Raw genomic sequence first — 16,747 nt, 5'->3', positions numbered from 1 at the left:
CGGGCGACTGGAAAGTGGCCGTTAGCCCGCGATCTTGAGCGCCTTGCGCTGCTCCTTGGCGCTGTCGTCGCGACGCTCCTTGGCCGCTTCCATGTCGAGGCTGACCATGAAGTCGGAGATGCGCGGCTGGATCTCGGAGCGGAAGCGCGAGCCGTTGAAGACGCCGTAATGGCCGACCTTCGGCTGGAGATAATGCACGCGCTTGTCGTCGGGAATATTGACGCAGAGATCATGCGCCGCCTTGGTCTGGCCGACGCCGGAGATGTCGTCCATCTCGCCCTCGACCGTCATCAGCGCGACGCGGCGGATGGCGGTGAGATCGACCGGCTTGTCGCGATGCATCATCTCGCCCTTGGGCAGGGAGTGCTTCACGAAGACGGTATCGACGGTCTGGAGATAGAACTCGGCGGTCAGGTCCATCACCGCCAGGTACTCGTCGTAGAAGTCGCGATGCTTCTCGGCGGAATCGCCGTCGCCGCTGACGAGATGCTTGAACATGTCGTAATGGGCGGTGACGTGCCGGTCCATGTTCATCGCCATGAAGCCCGAGAGCTGCATGAAGCCGGGATAGACTTGCCGGAAGGCGCCGAGGCTCGGGAAGGGCACGACAGTGATGCAGTTGCGGCGGAACCAGTCCGTGCCACGCTCCATCGCGAGCTGATTGACGGCGGTCGGCGAGCGGCGGGTGTCGATCGGGCCGCCCATCAGCGTCATCGAGCGCGGCGCGCAGGGGTCGGATTCGGCCTCCATGCGGGCGATCGCGGCAATGACCGGCACCGACGGCTGGCAGATCGCCATGACATGGGTGTCCGGCCCCAGCATCTGCAGCATGCCGATGACGTAATCGATGTAATCGTCGAGATCGAAGCGGCCCTCGGACAGCGGCACGAGGCGGGCATCGATCCAATCGGTGATGTAGACCTCATGGCCGGGCAGGAAAGCCTCGACCGTGCCGCGCAGCAGCGTGGCGTAATGGCCGGACATCGGCGCGACCAGCAGCACCTTCGGCTGCGGCTTGCGGCGGCTCGCCTGAATCTTGCGGTCGAAATAAACCAGCTTGCAGAACGGGCGCTCCCAGACGACCCGCTCCTCCACGGCGACCTTGACGCCGTTGATCGTGGTTTCGTCGAGGCCGAAAGCGGGCTTGCCGTAGCGTCGCGTGACGCGCTCGAACAATTCGCAGGACGCCGCGACCGTCCGGCCAAACGGCGTATAGGTGAGCGGATTGGCCGGGTTCTTGAAGGCCAGATGCATCGCATCCGAAACCCCGCGCACCGGGCTCACCATCATGTGAACCGCTTCGTAGGCATGGTAGGCAAACGACATGGCAGCCCCGTACATACGATTAATCGTCCTTCCGGCGACGCAACATGCGATGATGCGACGCAGCATCGCACCTTACGTTGATTTTGTTCTCATTCAACCCGGCTAAAGGCTAAGATTTTCCTGCAATGTGGATGAAGCCAGAAAAACCGTCGAAAAGCGGCGGGCGGGAGACCCTCGAAACGTGAGCTTTCCGGACCTTTCCGCCCCGGTTCTGGCGCGTTCCAGCCGTCATTTGCGCCTCGATACGCTGGTCCGGCTGCGTTGGCTCGCCATTGCGGGCCAAAGCCTTGCCGTCGCCGGCGTGCATTTCGGCCTCGGCTTTCCGCTTCCCTTCGGCTGGTGCTTCAGCGTCATCGCGGTCTCCGCCTGGCTCAATATCGCGCTGCGCATCCGCTTTCCGCTGAGCCATCGTCTCAATGACACGGCCGCGACGGCCCTGCTCGGCTTCGACATCGCCCAGCTCGCGGCTTTGCTGTTCATGACCGGCGGGCTGCAGAACCCGTTCGCGATCCTGTTCCTGGCGCCGGTGATGATCTCGGCCACGGCCCTGCCGCCGCAACGCACCCTCGTGCTCGGCCTGCTGGCGATGGGGCTCGCGACCCTGCTCAGCCGCTATCACATGCCCTTGCCCTGGGCCGGCGACGACCGGCCGGTGCTGCCGGCCTTCTACCAGCTCGGCAACTGGGCCGCGCTCGTGCTCGGCCTCGGCTTCACCGGCATCTATGCCTGGCGCGTCGCCAAGGAGGCGCGCGATCTCTCCGATGCGCTCGCCGCGACCGAACTGGTGCTGGCGCGCGAGCAGCATCTGTCGCAGCTCGACGGGCTCGCCGCCGCGGCGGCACATGAATTGGGCACGCCGCTTGGCACGATCGCTCTGGTCGCGCGCGAATTGACCCGCCTCGCTCCGCCCGATGGTGAGATGGCGGACGATATCGCGCTTCTCCGCGAGCAGGTCGAACGTTGCCGCGGCATCCTCGGCAAGCTGTCGAGTCTTCAGGACGAGGATGCCGGCCCGCTCGGCCAGCTCACCTTGCGCCTGCTGATCGAGGAGACCGCCGGGCCGCAGCGGCCCTTCGGCGTGCCGTTCGAGATCACGATGACCGGCGACAAGCCGGAGCCGGTCTGCCGCCGCAATCCCGGCATGATCTACGGCCTCGGCAATATCGTCGACAATGCCGTCGATTTCGCGCGTTCGACCGTCGCCATCACGGCCGAATGGAATCACAGTCACGTCGTGCTGGTGATCGCCGATGACGGGCCGGGCTTCCCGCCGGACGTGCTGATGCGGGCGGGCGATCCCTATCTCTCGCGCGGCTCCGGCGAGGGCCGCGCCGGCGGCGGCCTCGGGCTCGGTCTCTTCATCGCCAAGACGCTGCTGGAACGCGGTGGTGCGACCCTGGAATTCTCGAACCGGCCGGCGCCTGCCAGCGGCGCCTCGATCCGGATCACCTGGTCCCGCGACGATTTCGAAGGCGATCTGCCTGTCGATGGGGGTACCCAGCCGGGCGCATCGGCCTTACATGAACCTGGCTGAGCAGGCCCCGCAGGGCGCCTGCCAGCGAAGCGAAACCCTAATGCGCGCCGCCGCAGCGCGCCGAGAAGCGGCAAGGAGAAGACGATGCAGGACGCAGCGAGCGAAACCGACAGGGCCGGCCCGGCCGCCGACATGTCCCTTCTGCTGGTCGATGACGACAAGCCGTTCCTGACCCGCCTCGCCCGCGCCATGGAGGGCCGCGGCTATGCGGTCCGCATCGCCGACAGCGTCGCGGCGGGCATTGCCGCCGTGGAAGAGGCCGCACCGGCCTTCGCCGTTATCGACCTGCGCCTCGGCGACGGTAACGGGCTCGATGTCATCGCCCGCCTGAAGGAACGCCGCCCGGATGCGCGCGGCGTGGTCCTGACCGGCTACGGCAATATCGCGACCGCCGTCAGCGCCGTGAAGCTCGGCGCCTTCGATTTCCTCGCCAAGCCGGCCGATGCCGACGAAATCCATGCCGCGCTCGCCGCCCAGCGCGATGCCCGCCCGCAGCCGCCGGAAAACCCGATGTCGGCCGACCGGGTACGCTGGGAGCATATCCAGCGCGTCTACGAACTCTGCAGCCGCAATGTCTCGGAGACGGCGCGCCGCCTCGGCATGCATCGCCGCACCTTGCAGCGCATCCTCGCCAAGCGCGCCCCACGCTGATCCCAGCTTGAATGCAGAAAGCCCGCCGGACGACGTGTTCGGCGGGCTTTTTCATTGAGCCTTTGCCGGCGCGTTTCAGGTTGCGCAGGCCGGCACGATGCGGGCCGCACGGCGCTCCAGCGAGACCGCGAAGACGGCGAGGCCGAGCGCCAGCAACGGCACGACGGCAGCGACCGGCGCGATCGCGCCATAGCCGAGGCCCTGCGTGATCACCGCGCCGCCGAGCCAGGCTCCGAAGGCGTTGCCGAGGTTGAAGGCGGCGATGTTCAGGCTGGACGCCAGCCCCTGCCCCGCGCCACCCGCCTGCTGGAGCACCCACATCTGCAACGGCGCGACCGTAGCGAAAGCAGCAGCGCCGAGCACGAAAGCGGCGATCACGGCGCCGATCTGGCTGTGGAAAGCGAAGCCCGAGGCGAACATCGCGACGGTCAACAGCGCAACCGAGCCGATCAGCGCCGGCGCAAGCTTGCGATCGGCCCAGCGCCCGCCGAGCAGGTTGCCGACGACGAGGCCGCCGCCGAAGACGAGCAGGATCGGCGAGACCGCAGCCTCGCTGAAGCCGGCGAGCTGGACCAGGATCGGCTGGATGAAGGTGAAGACCGCGAAGATGCCGCCGAAGCCGAGCACCGTCATGATCAGGCCGAGCTGAACCTGCGGCCGCGCCAGCACCTTGAACTCCTCGGCGAGCGAGCCGGGAACGACGCGCTCCCGATCGGCCGGGACGAACACGGCGAGGACGACGAGAGCAACCAGGCCGATCGCGGTCACCGCCCAGAAAGTCGAGCGCCAGCCGAAGGCGAGGCCGAGCCAGGAACCGAAGGGCACGCCGAGCAGGGTCGCGAGCGTCAGGCCGGTGAACATGAGGGCAATGGCCGAAGCCTTGCGCTCCGGCGCGACGAGACTGGTCGCGACGAGCGAGCCGACGCCGAAGAAGGTGCCGTGCGCCAAAGCCGTGACGATGCGCGCCGCCATCAGCCAGCCGAAGCTGGGGCTGAGCGCCGCCGCGAGATTGCCGAGGGTGAAGATCGCCATCAGCACGAGCAGCGTCGTCTTGCGCGGCAGGGAGCGGGTCGCGATCGTCAGCACGGGCGCGCCGACGAAGACGCCGAGCGCATAGCCGGTCATCAATAAGCCGGCGAGCGGGACGCTGATACCGAGATCGGCGGAGACCTGCAGAAGCAGGCCCATGATGACGAATTCGGTGACGCCGATGCCGAAGGCACCGACGGTGAGAGCATAAAGGGCGACGGGCATGAGATGCCTCCGGGGAACGTGTTCGGGCCCGGAGATAGCGCCGGAAGCGCCTGTGAATTAGACTGCATGAAAGACCAGCAATTGTGAGATGAATTCACGATGCCGCGCAGTGAGATCAACCGGTCCGGCGAGATGGAAGTCTTCGCCCGCGTCGTCGAGCTCGGCGGCTTTTCCCCCGCGGCGCGTGCCTTGCGGATGACGCCCTCAGCCGTCAGCAAGCTCGTCGCGCGGCTGGAGGCGCGGCTCGGCGTCAGGCTGATCGTGCGCTCGACCCGCAAGTTCATGCTGACGGAGGAAGGCACGACCTTCCATGAGCGCACATTGCGCGTGCTCGCCGATCTCGACGAGGCCGAGCGGGCGGTCGCCGCCTGCCAGATCCCGCGCGGGCGATTGCGAGTGAATGCCAATGTCGCCTTCGGCTGGCATTTCCTGCTGCCGGTGGCGCCACGCTTCATGGCGGCCCATCCCGGCATCCAGCTGGACATTTCGATCACCGATGCGGTGATCGACCTCGTCGACGAGCGCGCCGATGTCGCGATCCGGGTCGGGCCGTTGCGGTCCTCGCAGCTCGTCGCGCGCAAGCTCGGCGAAAGCGTCTCGGCGATCGTCGCCTCACCGGATTATCTGGCGGCGCATGGTGCGCCGGATCACCCCGAAAAACTCGCCGGCTGCGATCTCATCACCTTCAACTTCACCCGGCATCGCGACACCTGGCCCTTCGTCATCGATGGGCAGCGCGTCTTCCTGCCCGCCCATGGCCGCGTCACGGTCGGCGACGGCGAGAGCGCGCGGCGCCTGGCGCTGGCGGGCCAGGGCCTGACGCGGCTCTCGCTCTTCCACATCGCCGACGACATCGCCGCCGGCCGGCTCGTCCCGGTGCTGGAGGCTTTCAATCCCGGCGATGTCGAGGAGATCCATGCCGTCTATGTCGGCCATGGCGGCCGGTTGCCGGCGCGGGTCCGCGCCTTCATCGATTTCCTGGTCGATGAAATCGACCTGCGCCAATTCGCGGCGATGCCGAGAACGGCAATCCTCGGAAACCGAGAGGCGGCCTTATCAGGCTGAGCCTTCGGGGTCCTCGATCGAAGCCAGCCGGCTTGATGCCAGCCGTGCCAGCGCGATGGTCAGCATCTTACGGCGCGCCGCGCTCAAGGGATGGCGCGGCGGCTCGCGCAGCAATTCGCCGCCATAGGCATCGGCGACGATCAGCCCGACATCGTCGGGCAGGATTTCGCGCGGGAATTCCGGCGCGACGGCGAAGAGGAAGCCGTCGCAATAGTCGCGGTAATCCGGCCATTTGCCGTCGACGCGGTAATCGGCGATGCCCGACTTGACCTCGACGACCCAGAGCTCGCCCGAGGGCGAGAGCGCGACGATGTCGCCGCGCCTGCCATTGGCGAAGGTCATCTCCTTGACGATGGCATAGCCGCGCTCGCGCAGGTGCCGGGCGGCGCCACGGCAGACGATGCGCGTGATATCGGGCCGCGCCGGCGGCGGATTGAGAACGGAATCCGAGAGAGACATGCGCTTATGTTCTCTCTTTGTTTCTCGGATTGCAAGCCGGACTCAACCCGGCAGGCAGCCATCCGTGCCGGCGCCGCAGACCAGCGCGCAGGCCTTCTCCCCGCCGGACAGCTTGACGCGTCCGGACTGGAGCGCTGCCAACGCTGCCGCGCCCGACAAGTCGGCCGCGATGCCGAACTCGAACCAGAGCGATTTCGCCGCCTGCTCCATCTCGGCATCGGTGATCAGCACGATCTCGTCGACATTGCGCGCCGTCGCCTCGTAGATCGCCTGATCGGTCTGGCGGCAGGACATGGTCGCGACGCGGGTCTCCAGCCGGTCGAGCGCGACGAGGTGCCCGGCGGCAAGGCAGGCATGCAGGGTCGGCGATCCCACCGGCTCGATGCCGATGATCCGGGTCTGCGGACGCAGCGCCTTGATGGCAGTGGAAAGGCCAGTGATCAGCCCGCCGCCGCCGATCGCAACGAGGATGACGTCGACATCCGGCATGTCGTCGAGGATATCGAGGCCGAGCGTGCCCTGCCCCGCCACCACCACCGGATCGCTGAAGGGATGGGCATAGGTCGCGCCGGTCTTGGCGGCATGGGCGAGCGCGGCGGCGTTGGCATCGTCCCAGATCGCGCCGACGATATGGACGTCGGCGCCCCAGTCGCGCAGCTTGGCGATCTTGTCGGGCGCCGCGTTGGACGGCAGGAAGATCGTGGCGGGTACGCCGAGCACATGGGCCGAGCGGGCGATGGCGAGGCCATGATTGCCGCCCGACGCGGTCACGACGCCGCGCGCCAGCTCGTCCTTCGATAACGTGAGGAGCCGGTTCATCGCACCCCGCGCCTTGAAGGAGCCGGCGGCCTGCAGCAGTTCCAGCTTCAGCGTAACATCGCCACCGAAATCCGCGCCCCGGGTCTTGGCATAAGGCAGCGTCGGCGTGCGGCGGATATACGGCGTGATGCGCTCGCGGGCGGCGCGGATATCGTCGAGCGCGATCATCACAGGGTTCCGCGATAGGGCGCTGCCACGATCAGGCAGCAATTGCCCGGCTTCACCCGGCCCGGCTGGCGGCGGCCATAGAGGATGCCGTCGGCGGCGTAATGCAGCGTCTCGGGCGGGCGCGTCGGGTCCCAGGTGCAATGGATGCGCCCGGCCGGCTCGCCGGCGCTGACCTTGGCGCCATTGGCGTGGAAGGGCTCGAAGATGCCGTCCGCCGTTGCGTAGACATAAGCCGAGATGCCGGGCAGCTCGAGAATCTGGCCCTCGCCGCGCCTGGGCTCGGGCTTGTCGCGGACGACGACGCCGAGATGGTTGAGCACATTGGCGACGCCGCGCCGGCAGACCGAAAGCGCCTCCAGCGAGACCGTGCCGGCGCCGGCCATCTCCGTGCCGACCGTGACGAGCCCGGCACGGCAGGCGGCAGCCGTCGCGGTGCGCGGCTCGCCGAGATTGCTGATCACGACCATCATCGGCGCGTCGAAGGCCTGCACGGCCGCGACATTGCGCTTGTGCAGGGCAGGATCGTCGGTCGGCTCGACGATGGCGCTCGGGATGATGTCGAGCGAGGAGCCGCCGGAATGCAGGTCGAGGAAAGCGTCGCCGATCGGCAGGATATGGTCGCTGACGAAGGCCGAGATCTGCTGGGTGATGGTGCCGCGCGGATCGCCCGGGAAGGTTCGGTTGAAGTTCAGCCCATCGACCGGCGAGGTGCGCTGGCCGGCCATGACGGCATGGACGTTGTTCGCCGGCATCAGGATGAGGCGGCCCTGGACGCGGCCGGGATCGAGATCGCGGATCAGGTCGCAGATCGTGATCGGTCCCTCGTATTCGTCGCCATGGTTGCCGCCCTCCATGATCACGGTCGGGCCGGTGCCGTTCTTGATCACGGCGATCGGCACGCGGGTCGCGCCCCAGGCATCGTCATGCGGCGAATGCGGGATCATGAGAAAGCCGGTCTGCTTGCCCTCGCGGTCGAGATCGACGGTGAGGAAGGCGCTGGACGGGCGCGGGGTCGGCTTGGGGCGGGGGCTGGTCATGGCGGGCTCGATCGGACGTGACTTGGGAGTCCTCCCCAAGATGGGGAGGATCGATGCAAGCCGTCATGCTCGGGCTTGACCCGAGCATCTCAGGCAGAAGGAGGCTTCGACCAGCGCCTTCTGGTCAGGAGATTCTCGGGTCAAGCCCGAGAATGACGCAGGTGGCTTACGTCACAGCGTCGGCAGCGGGTCCATCGGCATGTCCAGGTACTTGCGGTGCAGCCGGTCGAGCTCGCCGTTCATCGAATTGAAGAAGATGAAGCTGTCGAGCCAGCGCACGAGATTATGCTGGTCCATCTGCACGCCCATATGGGCCGGGCTGCGACGGATGACGAACTTGCGCTCGAACTCCTTGTTCGGGTTCTGCTTGGCGAGCGCCTGCGCCACGATCGAGTTGGTGGCGAGGAGATCGGCCTGGCCGGTGATGTAGGCGGCGGCGGCCGTGGCGTCGTCCTCGGTGCGCATCAGGCTGGCCTTCGGCGCAGCGGCCGAGATGGCGAGTTCCTGCGTCGTGCCCTTGGCGGCGGCGACGCGGGCCGAGCCAATCGTGTCCGGGCTCGACACGCCTGAGCTTTTCGCGCCATAGACCGCGAGGAAGGTGTTGGCATAGGGCGCGGTGAACTGGATCTGCCGGGCGCGCTCGGGGGTGAGCCCCATCACCGAAATGACGATGTCGACCTTGTCGGTCATCAGGAAGGGGATGCGGTTGGCGCCGGTGATCTGCTGCATCTCCAGCTTCACGCCGAGACCCTTGGCGACCATCTCGGCCATCTCGATATCGAATCCAACAGCCTTGCGGTCGGCATCCTGCGAGCCGAAGGGCGGCGCATCGAGCGGCACGCCAATGCGGACCACGCCTTTGGACAGGATGTCCTGAAGCTTGTCGGCCCTGGCCTCGGCAGCGCCGAAGGCGGCGACGGCCAGGGCGGCTAAACCTGCGAACAGTGAACGCATCGTCTTCTCTCCCCTCGTTGATGTTGTCTTGTCGTTCCGCCTCAGTGCAGGACCGCGCTGAGGAAGGTCTGGAGTTCCGGCGTTTTCGGCTCGGCCAGCACGGCTGCGGCCGGCCCCTGCTCGTGAATGCGCCCCTCATGCATGAAGACGACGCGCGAACCGAAGCGGCGGGCGAAGCCCATCTCGTGCGTCACCAGGATCATGGTCATGCCCTCGCTCGCGACGGATTCGAGCACCTTGAGCACCTCGCCGGTCAGTTCCGGATCGAGCGCGGAGGTGACCTCGTCGAACAGCATCAGCTTCGGCCGCATGGCGAGCGAGCGGGCAATCGCGACGCGCTGCTGCTGGCCGCCGGAGAGCTGCGCGGGATAGGCGTCGAGCTTGTCCTCAAGGCCGACGCGGGCGAGCACCTCGCGCGCCACCTCACGGGCGGCCTGCGGCGCCTGCTTCTTCACGACGCGCGGGGCGAGCGTGATGTTGTCGCAGACCGAGAGATGCGGAAACAGGTTGAAGCTCTGGAAGACGATGCCGACCTCCTGCCGCAATTTGCGCAGGTTGGTCTTGGGATCGTTGACCTGCGTGCCGTCGACGCGGATGACGCCGGCCTGCACCGGCTCCAGCCCGTTGATACAGCGAAGCATCGTGCTCTTGCCCGAGCCGGAACGGCCGATCACGGCGATGATCTCGCCCTTGGCGACGTCGAGCGTGACGTCCTTCAGCACCTGCACCGAGCCGTAGCTCTTGTTGATCCCGTGGATTTCAACGAGCGACATCGAGCTTCCGCTCGATCGAGCGGCTCCATTGCGAGAGGGGGAAACACATCGCGAAATAGATCGCGGCGACGGTGATGTAGACTGCGAAGGGCTTGTAGGTGCCGGCCGCCGTGAGCTGGCCCTCGCGCGTCAGCTCGACGAAGCCGATCACGGCGGCGAGCGAGGTGTTCTTGATGAGCTGAACCAGGAAGCCGACGGTCGGCGGGATCGCGACCCGGATCGATTGCGGCACGATGACGTAGCGCAACTGCTCGCCAAGCGAGAGGCCGAGCGAGGCGCCGGCCTCCCACTGGGTCTTCGCAATCGAAACCAGCGCGCCGCGCCAGATCTCGCCGAGAAAAGCGCTGCCATAGACCGAGAAGGCGGTCGCCGCCGCGAGCCACGGATTGACCGAGATGCCGACGAGCGGCAGGCCGAAGAAGATCACGAAGAGCCAGACCAGCAGCGGCGTGCCCTGGACGATGTGGATATAGGCGGCCGCGAACCAGCGCAGCGGCGCGAAGGGCAGGATGCGGGCGATGGCGATGACGATACCGATCAGCGACGCGCCAATGAAGGCGGTCGCGGTCAGCGCCAGCGTCCAGCGCGCCGCCGCGATCAGATACATCACATCGATGAGGCCGAATTCGCGGATCATCGCCTGACGAACGCCCAGTAATAGAGGCCCGCGAACAGGCCGCGGAAGGCGAAGGCGAGCCCGAGATAGAGCACGCCGATGACGGTGTAGACCTCGAAGTCGCGGAAGGTGCGCGACTGCACGATCGAGGCCGCGTGGAACAGGTCCTCGACCGAGATCTGCGAGACGACGCTGGTCGCCAGCATCAGCAGCACGAACTGGCTGGCGAGCGCCGGGAACATCGCCTTCAGCGCCGGGAACATCACGACATAGCGGAAGACCTGCAGGCCGGAGAGGCCGAGCGAATGGCCGGCCTCGACCTGCGCCTTCGGCACGGCCTCCAGCCCGGCGCGGACGATCTCGGTGGTGTAGGCGCCGAGATTGATGACCAGCGCGATGATCGCGGCGGTGAGCCCGTCGAGCCGCAGGCCGAGGGTCGGCAAGCCGAAGAAGATCAGGAAGAGCTGCACCAGCAGCGGCGTGTTGCGGATGACTTCGACATAGGTGCCGACGATGCGGCGCAGCCAGGCGGGGCCATAGACGCGGGCGGCGGCGCAGGCGATGCCGATGACGAGGCCGCCGATCATCGCGAGGCCCGAGAGCAGCAGCGTTATCCAGACACCTTCGAGGATAGATTCCCAGGCGGCGAAGACATCGCGGAACTGCAGGCCGTATTTCATGGCCGGCCGCCTCGCGACAGCGGCGCGACACCCCCAGAACCTGCGATATGATCCGCCGATCGTACCATCAGCCTCCCCTTTGACCGCGAGGCTAGGTTCGTTTCTTATTTGATGTCAAGCTTCATATATGAAACAGTGAGACATGAGCGACCTGCCAGATACCGAGAATGGAGACAAGGGCAGCTACGCGGCGCCGGCGCTGGAGAAGGGGCTCGACATCCTCGAACTCCTTGCCGAAGTCGGCGAGCCGCTCTCGACGCGCGAGATCGCCGAGCGCCTCGCCCGCTCGAAGAGCGAGATCTTCCGCATGGTCTTCGTGCTGCAGCAGCGCGGCTATCTCGCCCGCGAGGCCGGGACGGACCGGCTCGGCCTGTCACGTCGGCTGTTCGACCTGGGCATCCGCACGCCGGCCGGGCGACCGCTCACCTCGATCGTGCTGCCGGTGATGGAGCGCTTCAGCGAGGCGAGCGGCCAGGTCGCGCATCTCGTCGTGCTGAGCCGGGCGCAGACCGTGGTTCTCGCGACGACCTCGGGCCATCTCGATGCCAGCGTCATCGTCCGGCCCGGCTATGGCCGGCCCGCGCTCGACGCCAATTCCGGCCTGCTGATCCTCGCCTTCCAGAGCGAAACGCGCCGGCGCCAGTTGATGCGCGAGGCGTCGGAGGCCGACAAGCAGCGCCTCGAAGCGGCGGAAACCGAGCGGACCTTCGCGGAGATCCGCGCTCTCGGCCATCGCGTCGCCGCCAGCCGCGACATCATGGCGGTGACCGACATCGCCTGCCCGGTCATCGGGCCGGGCGGGCATGCGGAAGCGGCGATCCTCGTGCCTTGCCTCCAGCGCCATGGCATCGCGACGGATGAGGAGGTGATCCTGAAGGCGCTGAAAGCGAGCTGCGCGGAAGCCGGCTCGCAACTGTCGCTGTAGGACCATCTTCCGCAAGGGAATGGTGGCCGGCGGTCGAACTTATAATTGCAAATGAGAAGGATTATTATTTTCAGTTGTATGAATTGCGATCGATGCTGCAGCTGCAAAGCTCTCAACTCGCGCTGCAGCTTGACACGGCCTTCACGGCCAACCGAACATGAGGTTCATTCTTCGGAAAGGTAGCTTATGCGCCTGTTTGCCGCGTCGCTCGCAACCGAAACGAATACGTTCTCTCCGATCCCGACATCCCGGGCCAATTTCGAGGCTTCCGCCTATTTTCCGGCCGGCCAGCATCCCGACCGGGCGACCCATTGCACCGCCCCGCTCTATGTCGCGCGGCAACGCGCCAAACGCGACGGGTTCGAGCTGATCGAGGGCTCCTGCTTCTGGGCCGAGCCGTCAGGCACCTGCGCCCAGGCCGATTACGAGGAGATGCGCGAGGAGATCCTCGTCCAGCTCCGGGCGGCGATGCCGGTCGATGGCGTGCTGCTCGGCCTGCATGGCGCCATGGTCGCGCATGGTTATGACGATTGCGAAGGCGACATCCTCGAACATGTCCGCGCCATCGTCGGCCCGTCCGTGCCGATCGGCGTCGAGCTCGATCCGCATTGCCACCTGACCGAGAAGCGCGTGCGGCTCGCCGACGCGATCATCCTCTACAAGGAATATCCACATATCGACTTCGTCGAGCGGGCCGAGGAGCTGGTCGACATCATCCTCGGCACGATCCGCGGCAAGCTCAAACCGGTGATGTCGCTCTATGATTGCCGGATGATCGAGCTGGTGCCGACGACGCGCGAACCCGGCCGCTCCTTCGTCGACCGGATGAGCGCGCTCGAAGGCAAGGACGGCATCCTCTCGGTCTCGCTGGCGCATGGCTTCCAGCAGGGCGACGTGCCGGAGATCGGCACGCGCGTACTCGTCGTCACCGACAACGCCAAGGCGAAGGGCGATGCGCTCGCAGCCAGGCTCGGCGAAGAGTTCCGCTCGCTCAAGGGGCAGTTCGCCCCACCGGTGACCCCGCTCGACGAGGCGCTCGACCGCGCGCTGGGCGGCGCCGCGAACGGCCCGCGCGTCATCGCAGATTCCACCGACAATGCCGGCGGCGGCGCGGCCTCCGACAATACCAACATCATCCACCGGCTGCGCGAGCGCGGCATCTCCGATGCGGCGGTCGGCCCGGTCTGGGACCCGGTCGCGGTCGAATTCTGCCTGACGGCCGGTGTCGGCGCGACCATTCCGCTGCGCTTCGGCGGCAAGGCGGCCTCGACCTCGGGCACGCCGGTCGATGGCGAGGTCACCGTGCTCGGCGCCATCCGCAACGGGACGCAGAGCTTCGGCACCGCCAAGGTGCCGATAGGCAATGCGGTCGGCATCCGCATCGACGGCATCGATGTCGCGCTGCTCTCGCACCGCACGCAGGCGCTGGGGCTGGAGATCTTCACCAGCGTCGGCATCGACCCGACGCAGAAGCGCATCGTCTCGGTCAAGTCGACCAACCATTTCCATGCGGCCTACGGCCCCATCGCCAGCGAGGTGATCTACACCGATGGCGGTGGCCCCTCGCATCTCGACGTGCGCAAATATCCCTATCGCAAGATCAACCGGCCGCTTTGGCCGCATGATCCGCTCCCGCCGGGCCGGCTCGTCGTCTGACGCCCCGCGACCCGAAAGGAACAGGAGAGAAGAAGCATGACCCGATGAGGGCCAGACGAGGCGAATGCCCGCGGTCCTCCCCATCAACGAGGAGGAGAACGACATGACCACGACACGCAGACGCTTCGTTCAAGGCGGATTGGCAACCGGTGCGATCATCTCCGCGCCAGCCACGATCCGCGCCCAGACCACCCCTTCAGCCGCCCGCACCATCCGCGCCGTCCTGCATGGCGACCTTCGCGTCTTCGATCCGATCTGGACGACGGCGAACATGACCTCCTATCACGCCGGCATGGTCTACGACACGCTGTTCGGCGTGAACGACAAGTTCGAGCCGCAGCCGCAAATGGTCTCGAAATGGTCGCTCTCGGATGACCGCAAGACCTATACGTTCGAGCTGCGCGACGGCCTGCGCTTCACTGACGGCACGCCCGTTACCGCGAAGGATTGCGTCGCCTCGATCCGGCGCTGGGGCGCCCGCGACGGCGGCGGCCAGCACATGATGGCGCGCCTCGCCGATACCCCGGTGAAGGACGACAAGACCTTCCAGATCGTGATGAAAGAGCCCTATGGGCTCGTGGTGGAATGGCTCGCCAAGGCCGCGACCAATGTCTGCTACATCATGCGCGAGAAGGAGGCCGGAACCGACCCGAACCAGCAGATCAGCACGATCATCGGCTCGGGCCCCTTCACCTTCAACGAGAGTGCGGTAGTCCAGGGCCAGCGCTATGTCTACGACCGCAACGCCAATTACGTGCCGCGCTCCGAGCCGGCGGTGATGACCTCCGGCGGCAAGGTCGTGAATGTCGACCGCGTCGTGTTCGAGAACATCGCCGACGAGGCGACCGCGATCGCCGCGATCCGGGCCGGCGAGATCGACATGATCGAGTACCCCAATGTCGATCTGCTCGACTCGCTCGCCGGCGAGAAGGCGATCAAGCTCGAGGTGCTGAACAAGCAGGGCCAGCTAGGCTGGGCGCGCGTGAACTGGCTCCATCCCCCGTTCAACAACCTCAAGGCCCGCCAGGCTATGCTGCACCTCATCCACCCGACAGAGGTGATGAAGGCGACCTTCGGCGACGAGAAATACTTCCGTGGCTGCTCCTCGCTGTTCGGCATGGGCACGCCGATGGAGAACGACGCCAATATCGACTGGTTCAAGGGCGCGCCGAATATCGAGAAGGCGAAGCAGCTCGTGAAGGAGTCCGGATATGACGGGCGCCCGGTCGTCGTGCTGCAGGCGACCAACATCGCCTATATGAACAACGCCGCGAACCTGATCGCGCAATGGATGCGCCAGGCCGGCTTCAACGTCTCGCTGCAGGCCTCCGACTGGGGCGCCGTCGTCACCCGCCGCGCCGTCAAGGCCGCGCCGGATCAGGGCGGCTGGAACGTGTTCTTCACCTCCGGCTCGGTCAACGCCTTCGGCAACCCGGTCTCGCTCAGCGGCCATGCGGCCAGCGGCGAAAAGGGCTGGTTCGGCTGGCCGAGCAACGAGCTGCATGAGCAATTGCGCGACAAATGGGCGGGTGCCTCGACCGATGCCGAGCGCAAGCAGATTGCCCGCGACATCCAGCAGAACGCCTGGGATTTCGTGCCGCATGCCTATTTCGGCCAGTGGTTCCAGCCGGCGGCGCTGCGCAACCTGACCGGACTGATCGGCATGCCCGAGTTGATCCCGTTCTGGAACGTCAAGAAGGGCTGATTTCAGCCCGATCAAGAACCGATCCGTGGAGCCCGCCTTCGGGCGGGCTCCATAGGTCCGACCGTCTTCAGGTGATCGTGCCGGCGGCGTGAGGGCGAGCACGCAAGCCGTGCGCCAGCGGGCATTCCAGCAGCCCGCCCAAAAGAACAAGCAGACGGAGGACGACCGAATCCATGCTGAGTTATCTGGTACAGCGCCTGGCATCGACCATCCTGGTGATGACGCTGGTGGGCATCTTCGTCTTCCTGCTGCTCCATCTCTCGGCCGGCGACCCCGCCGCGATCATCGCCGGCGACTACGCCACGCCACAGCAGATCGTCGCGATCCGCCAGCGGCTCGGCCTCGACGATCCCCTGCTCGTCCAGTTCGGGCGCTGGGCGCTGCGCGTGATCCAGGGTGATCTCGGCGTCTCGATCTTCTCCAGCACGCCGGTCTCGACGCTGATCCTGCAACGGCTCGAGCCGACGCTGTCGCTCGCCATCCTCACCATGATCTTCGCGGTCTCGATCGCGGTCACGCTCGGCGTGCTCGCCGCCTGGAAGGCCGGGCGGCCGGTCGACCGCCTGCTGATGGGCTTTTCCGTGCTCGGCTTCTCCATGCCGACCTTCGTGGTCGGCTACTGCCTGATCTATGTCTTCGCGATCGAACTGCGCTGGCTGCCCGTGCAGGGCTACCGGCCGATCCTCGACGGGCTCGGCCCGTGGTTCATGCACCTCGTGCTGCCGACGGTGACGCTCGGCCTCGCCTATGTCGCGCTGATCGCGCGGATGACGCGGGCCTCGATGCAGGAGGTGCTGGAGGAGGACTATATCCGCACCGCCAATGCCAAGGGCGTCTCGGCGCGCACGATGCTGATGAAGCACGCGCTGAAGAATGCCGGCGTGCCGATCATCACCGTGATCGGCATCGGCGTCGCCCTGCTGATCGGCGGCGTCGTGATCACCGAGACGGTGTTCAACATCCCCGGCATCGGCCGCCTCGTGGTCGATGCGATCTCGAAGCGCGACTACCCGATCATCCAGGGCGTGATCCTCGTCTTCTCCGGCGTTTACGTGCTGATCAACCTCGCGGTCGATCTCTCCTATTCGCTCATCGATCCCCGCATCCGGCATTGAGGAGGCGAGA

At 66.5% G+C, this 16,747-nt stretch carries 16 protein-coding genes; 7 read left to right on the top strand and 9 right to left on the bottom strand.

What is annotated here, in order from left to right; genetic code table 11:
• Positions 1–21: 21 nt before the first annotated feature.
• The gene (locus tag AC3WMA_RS22060; protein WP_492287473.1) at positions 22–1,326 is read right to left on the bottom strand and encodes a polyhydroxyalkanoate depolymerase; all 1,305 of its coding nucleotides are present in this window, start codon (positions 1,324–1,326) and stop codon (positions 22–24) included.
• 181 nt (positions 1,327–1,507) lie between these two features.
• Between AC3WMA_RS22060 and AC3WMA_RS22055 the strand changes: the two genes are divergently transcribed.
• Both AC3WMA_RS22055 and AC3WMA_RS22050 read left to right on the top strand, forming a co-directional pair.
• Positions 1,508–2,860, top strand: coding sequence for an ActS/PrrB/RegB family redox-sensitive histidine kinase (locus AC3WMA_RS22055; protein ID WP_492287472.1), 1,353 nt, complete (start codon positions 1,508–1,510; stop codon positions 2,858–2,860).
• Between the two features lie 84 nt (positions 2,861–2,944).
• The gene (locus AC3WMA_RS22050; RefSeq protein ID WP_377844907.1) at positions 2,945–3,511 is read left to right on the top strand and encodes an ActR/PrrA/RegA family redox response regulator transcription factor; all 567 of its coding nucleotides are present in this window, start codon (positions 2,945–2,947) and stop codon (positions 3,509–3,511) included.
• A gap of 75 nt (positions 3,512–3,586) precedes the next feature.
• Here the strand turns inward: AC3WMA_RS22050 and AC3WMA_RS22045 are convergent, their stop codons facing one another.
• A complete protein-coding gene (locus tag AC3WMA_RS22045; RefSeq protein ID WP_492287471.1) occupies positions 3,587–4,765 on the bottom strand; it encodes an MFS transporter in 1,179 nt (392 codons plus the stop codon).
• A gap of 99 nt (positions 4,766–4,864) precedes the next feature.
• Here AC3WMA_RS22045 and AC3WMA_RS22040 point away from each other — a divergent pair, with 99 nt between their 5' ends.
• Positions 4,865–5,830 carry a LysR family transcriptional regulator gene (locus AC3WMA_RS22040; protein ID WP_492287470.1) on the top strand — a complete coding sequence of 322 codons (966 nt, stop codon included), beginning with the start codon at positions 4,865–4,867 and terminating at the stop codon, positions 5,828–5,830.
• On the opposite strand, the gene AC3WMA_RS22035 is transcribed toward AC3WMA_RS22040, so the two are convergent.
• The 7 genes from AC3WMA_RS22035 to AC3WMA_RS22005 form a co-directional block, all read right to left on the bottom strand.
• Positions 5,822–6,289 carry an MmcB family DNA repair protein gene (locus AC3WMA_RS22035; protein ID WP_492287469.1) on the bottom strand — a complete coding sequence of 156 codons (468 nt, stop codon included), beginning with the start codon at positions 6,287–6,289 and terminating at the stop codon, positions 5,822–5,824. The two genes, AC3WMA_RS22040 and AC3WMA_RS22035, sit on opposite strands and share 9 nt — an antisense overlap.
• A gap of 42 nt (positions 6,290–6,331) precedes the next feature.
• Positions 6,332–7,276 carry a threonine ammonia-lyase gene (locus tag AC3WMA_RS22030; RefSeq protein WP_492287468.1) on the bottom strand — a complete coding sequence of 315 codons (945 nt, stop codon included), beginning with the start codon at positions 7,274–7,276 and terminating at the stop codon, positions 6,332–6,334.
• Positions 7,276–8,313, bottom strand: coding sequence for a succinylglutamate desuccinylase/aspartoacylase family protein (locus AC3WMA_RS22025; protein ID WP_492287467.1), 1,038 nt, complete (start codon positions 8,311–8,313; stop codon positions 7,276–7,278). Before AC3WMA_RS22025 ends, AC3WMA_RS22030 begins: the two co-directional genes overlap by 1 nt.
• A gap of 171 nt (positions 8,314–8,484) precedes the next feature.
• Positions 8,485–9,267: a transporter substrate-binding domain-containing protein gene (locus AC3WMA_RS22020; RefSeq protein ID WP_492287466.1), complete on the bottom strand. Its 783-nt coding sequence runs from the start codon at positions 9,265–9,267 to the stop codon at positions 8,485–8,487.
• 41 nt (positions 9,268–9,308) lie between these two features.
• Positions 9,309–10,040 (bottom strand): amino acid ABC transporter ATP-binding protein, encoded by a 732-nt coding sequence (locus tag AC3WMA_RS22015; RefSeq protein ID WP_492287465.1) that lies wholly within the window; start codon positions 10,038–10,040, stop codon positions 9,309–9,311.
• Positions 10,027–10,677 (bottom strand): amino acid ABC transporter permease, encoded by a 651-nt coding sequence (locus AC3WMA_RS22010; protein WP_492287464.1) that lies wholly within the window; start codon positions 10,675–10,677, stop codon positions 10,027–10,029. Before AC3WMA_RS22010 ends, AC3WMA_RS22015 begins: the two co-directional genes overlap by 14 nt.
• Positions 10,674–11,336 carry an amino acid ABC transporter permease gene (locus AC3WMA_RS22005; RefSeq protein ID WP_492287463.1) on the bottom strand — a complete coding sequence of 221 codons (663 nt, stop codon included), beginning with the start codon at positions 11,334–11,336 and terminating at the stop codon, positions 10,674–10,676. Before AC3WMA_RS22005 ends, AC3WMA_RS22010 begins: the two co-directional genes overlap by 4 nt.
• 142 nt (positions 11,337–11,478) lie before the next feature.
• Between AC3WMA_RS22005 and AC3WMA_RS22000 the strand changes: the two genes are divergently transcribed.
• From AC3WMA_RS22000 to AC3WMA_RS21985, 4 genes are all read left to right on the top strand, one after another.
• On the top strand, positions 11,479–12,261 hold the full coding sequence (locus AC3WMA_RS22000) for an IclR family transcriptional regulator (RefSeq protein WP_492287462.1): 783 nt from the start codon (positions 11,479–11,481) through the stop codon (positions 12,259–12,261).
• 186 nt (positions 12,262–12,447) lie between these two features.
• Positions 12,448–13,917: a M81 family metallopeptidase gene (locus tag AC3WMA_RS21995; protein ID WP_492287461.1), complete on the top strand. Its 1,470-nt coding sequence runs from the start codon at positions 12,448–12,450 to the stop codon at positions 13,915–13,917.
• A 103-nt stretch (positions 13,918–14,020) separates the two neighbouring features.
• On the top strand, positions 14,021–15,622 hold the full coding sequence (locus tag AC3WMA_RS21990) for an ABC transporter substrate-binding protein (RefSeq protein WP_492287460.1): 1,602 nt from the start codon (positions 14,021–14,023) through the stop codon (positions 15,620–15,622).
• A gap of 173 nt (positions 15,623–15,795) precedes the next feature.
• Positions 15,796–16,737 (top strand): ABC transporter permease, encoded by a 942-nt coding sequence (locus tag AC3WMA_RS21985; protein WP_492287459.1) that lies wholly within the window; start codon positions 15,796–15,798, stop codon positions 16,735–16,737.
• Positions 16,738–16,747 lie beyond the last annotated feature (10 nt).

This window comes from Allobosea sp. FW305-C-101 (assembly GCF_058783685.1).
Note: the sequence above shows the minus strand (reverse complement) of the source record. Positions and strands in the feature narration are given on the sequence as shown.

What these genes read in the sequence shown, in the direction of transcription:
- AC3WMA_RS22025 (WP_492287467.1), bottom strand. Translation starts at nt 8,313, where the DNA reads ATGACCAGCCCCCGCCCCAAGCCGACCCCGCGCCCGTCCAGCGCCTTC.
- AC3WMA_RS22015 (WP_492287465.1), bottom strand. Translation starts at nt 10,040, where the DNA reads ATGTCGCTCGTTGAAATCCACGGGATCAACAAGAGCTACGGCTCGGTG.
- AC3WMA_RS22030 (WP_492287468.1), bottom strand. Translation starts at nt 7,276, where the DNA reads ATGATCGCGCTCGACGATATCCGCGCCGCCCGCGAGCGCATCACGCCG.
- AC3WMA_RS22010 (WP_492287464.1), bottom strand. Translation starts at nt 10,677, where the DNA reads ATGATCCGCGAATTCGGCCTCATCGATGTGATGTATCTGATCGCGGCG.
- AC3WMA_RS22045 (WP_492287471.1), bottom strand. Translation starts at nt 4,765, where the DNA reads ATGCCCGTCGCCCTTTATGCTCTCACCGTCGGTGCCTTCGGCATCGGC.
- AC3WMA_RS21985 (WP_492287459.1), top strand. Translation starts at nt 15,796, where the DNA reads ATGCTGAGTTATCTGGTACAGCGCCTGGCATCGACCATCCTGGTGATG.
- AC3WMA_RS21990 (WP_492287460.1), top strand. Translation starts at nt 14,021, where the DNA reads ATGACCACGACACGCAGACGCTTCGTTCAAGGCGGATTGGCAACCGGT.
- AC3WMA_RS22005 (WP_492287463.1), bottom strand. Translation starts at nt 11,336, where the DNA reads ATGAAATACGGCCTGCAGTTCCGCGATGTCTTCGCCGCCTGGGAATCT.
- AC3WMA_RS22060 (WP_492287473.1), bottom strand. Translation starts at nt 1,326, where the DNA reads ATGTCGTTTGCCTACCATGCCTACGAAGCGGTTCACATGATGGTGAGC.
- AC3WMA_RS22040 (WP_492287470.1), top strand. Translation starts at nt 4,865, where the DNA reads ATGCCGCGCAGTGAGATCAACCGGTCCGGCGAGATGGAAGTCTTCGCC.
- AC3WMA_RS22050 (WP_377844907.1), top strand. Translation starts at nt 2,945, where the DNA reads ATGCAGGACGCAGCGAGCGAAACCGACAGGGCCGGCCCGGCCGCCGAC.
- AC3WMA_RS21995 (WP_492287461.1), top strand. Translation starts at nt 12,448, where the DNA reads ATGCGCCTGTTTGCCGCGTCGCTCGCAACCGAAACGAATACGTTCTCT.
- AC3WMA_RS22000 (WP_492287462.1), top strand. Translation starts at nt 11,479, where the DNA reads ATGAGCGACCTGCCAGATACCGAGAATGGAGACAAGGGCAGCTACGCG.
- AC3WMA_RS22035 (WP_492287469.1), bottom strand. Translation starts at nt 6,289, where the DNA reads ATGTCTCTCTCGGATTCCGTTCTCAATCCGCCGCCGGCGCGGCCCGAT.
- AC3WMA_RS22020 (WP_492287466.1), bottom strand. Translation starts at nt 9,267, where the DNA reads ATGCGTTCACTGTTCGCAGGTTTAGCCGCCCTGGCCGTCGCCGCCTTC.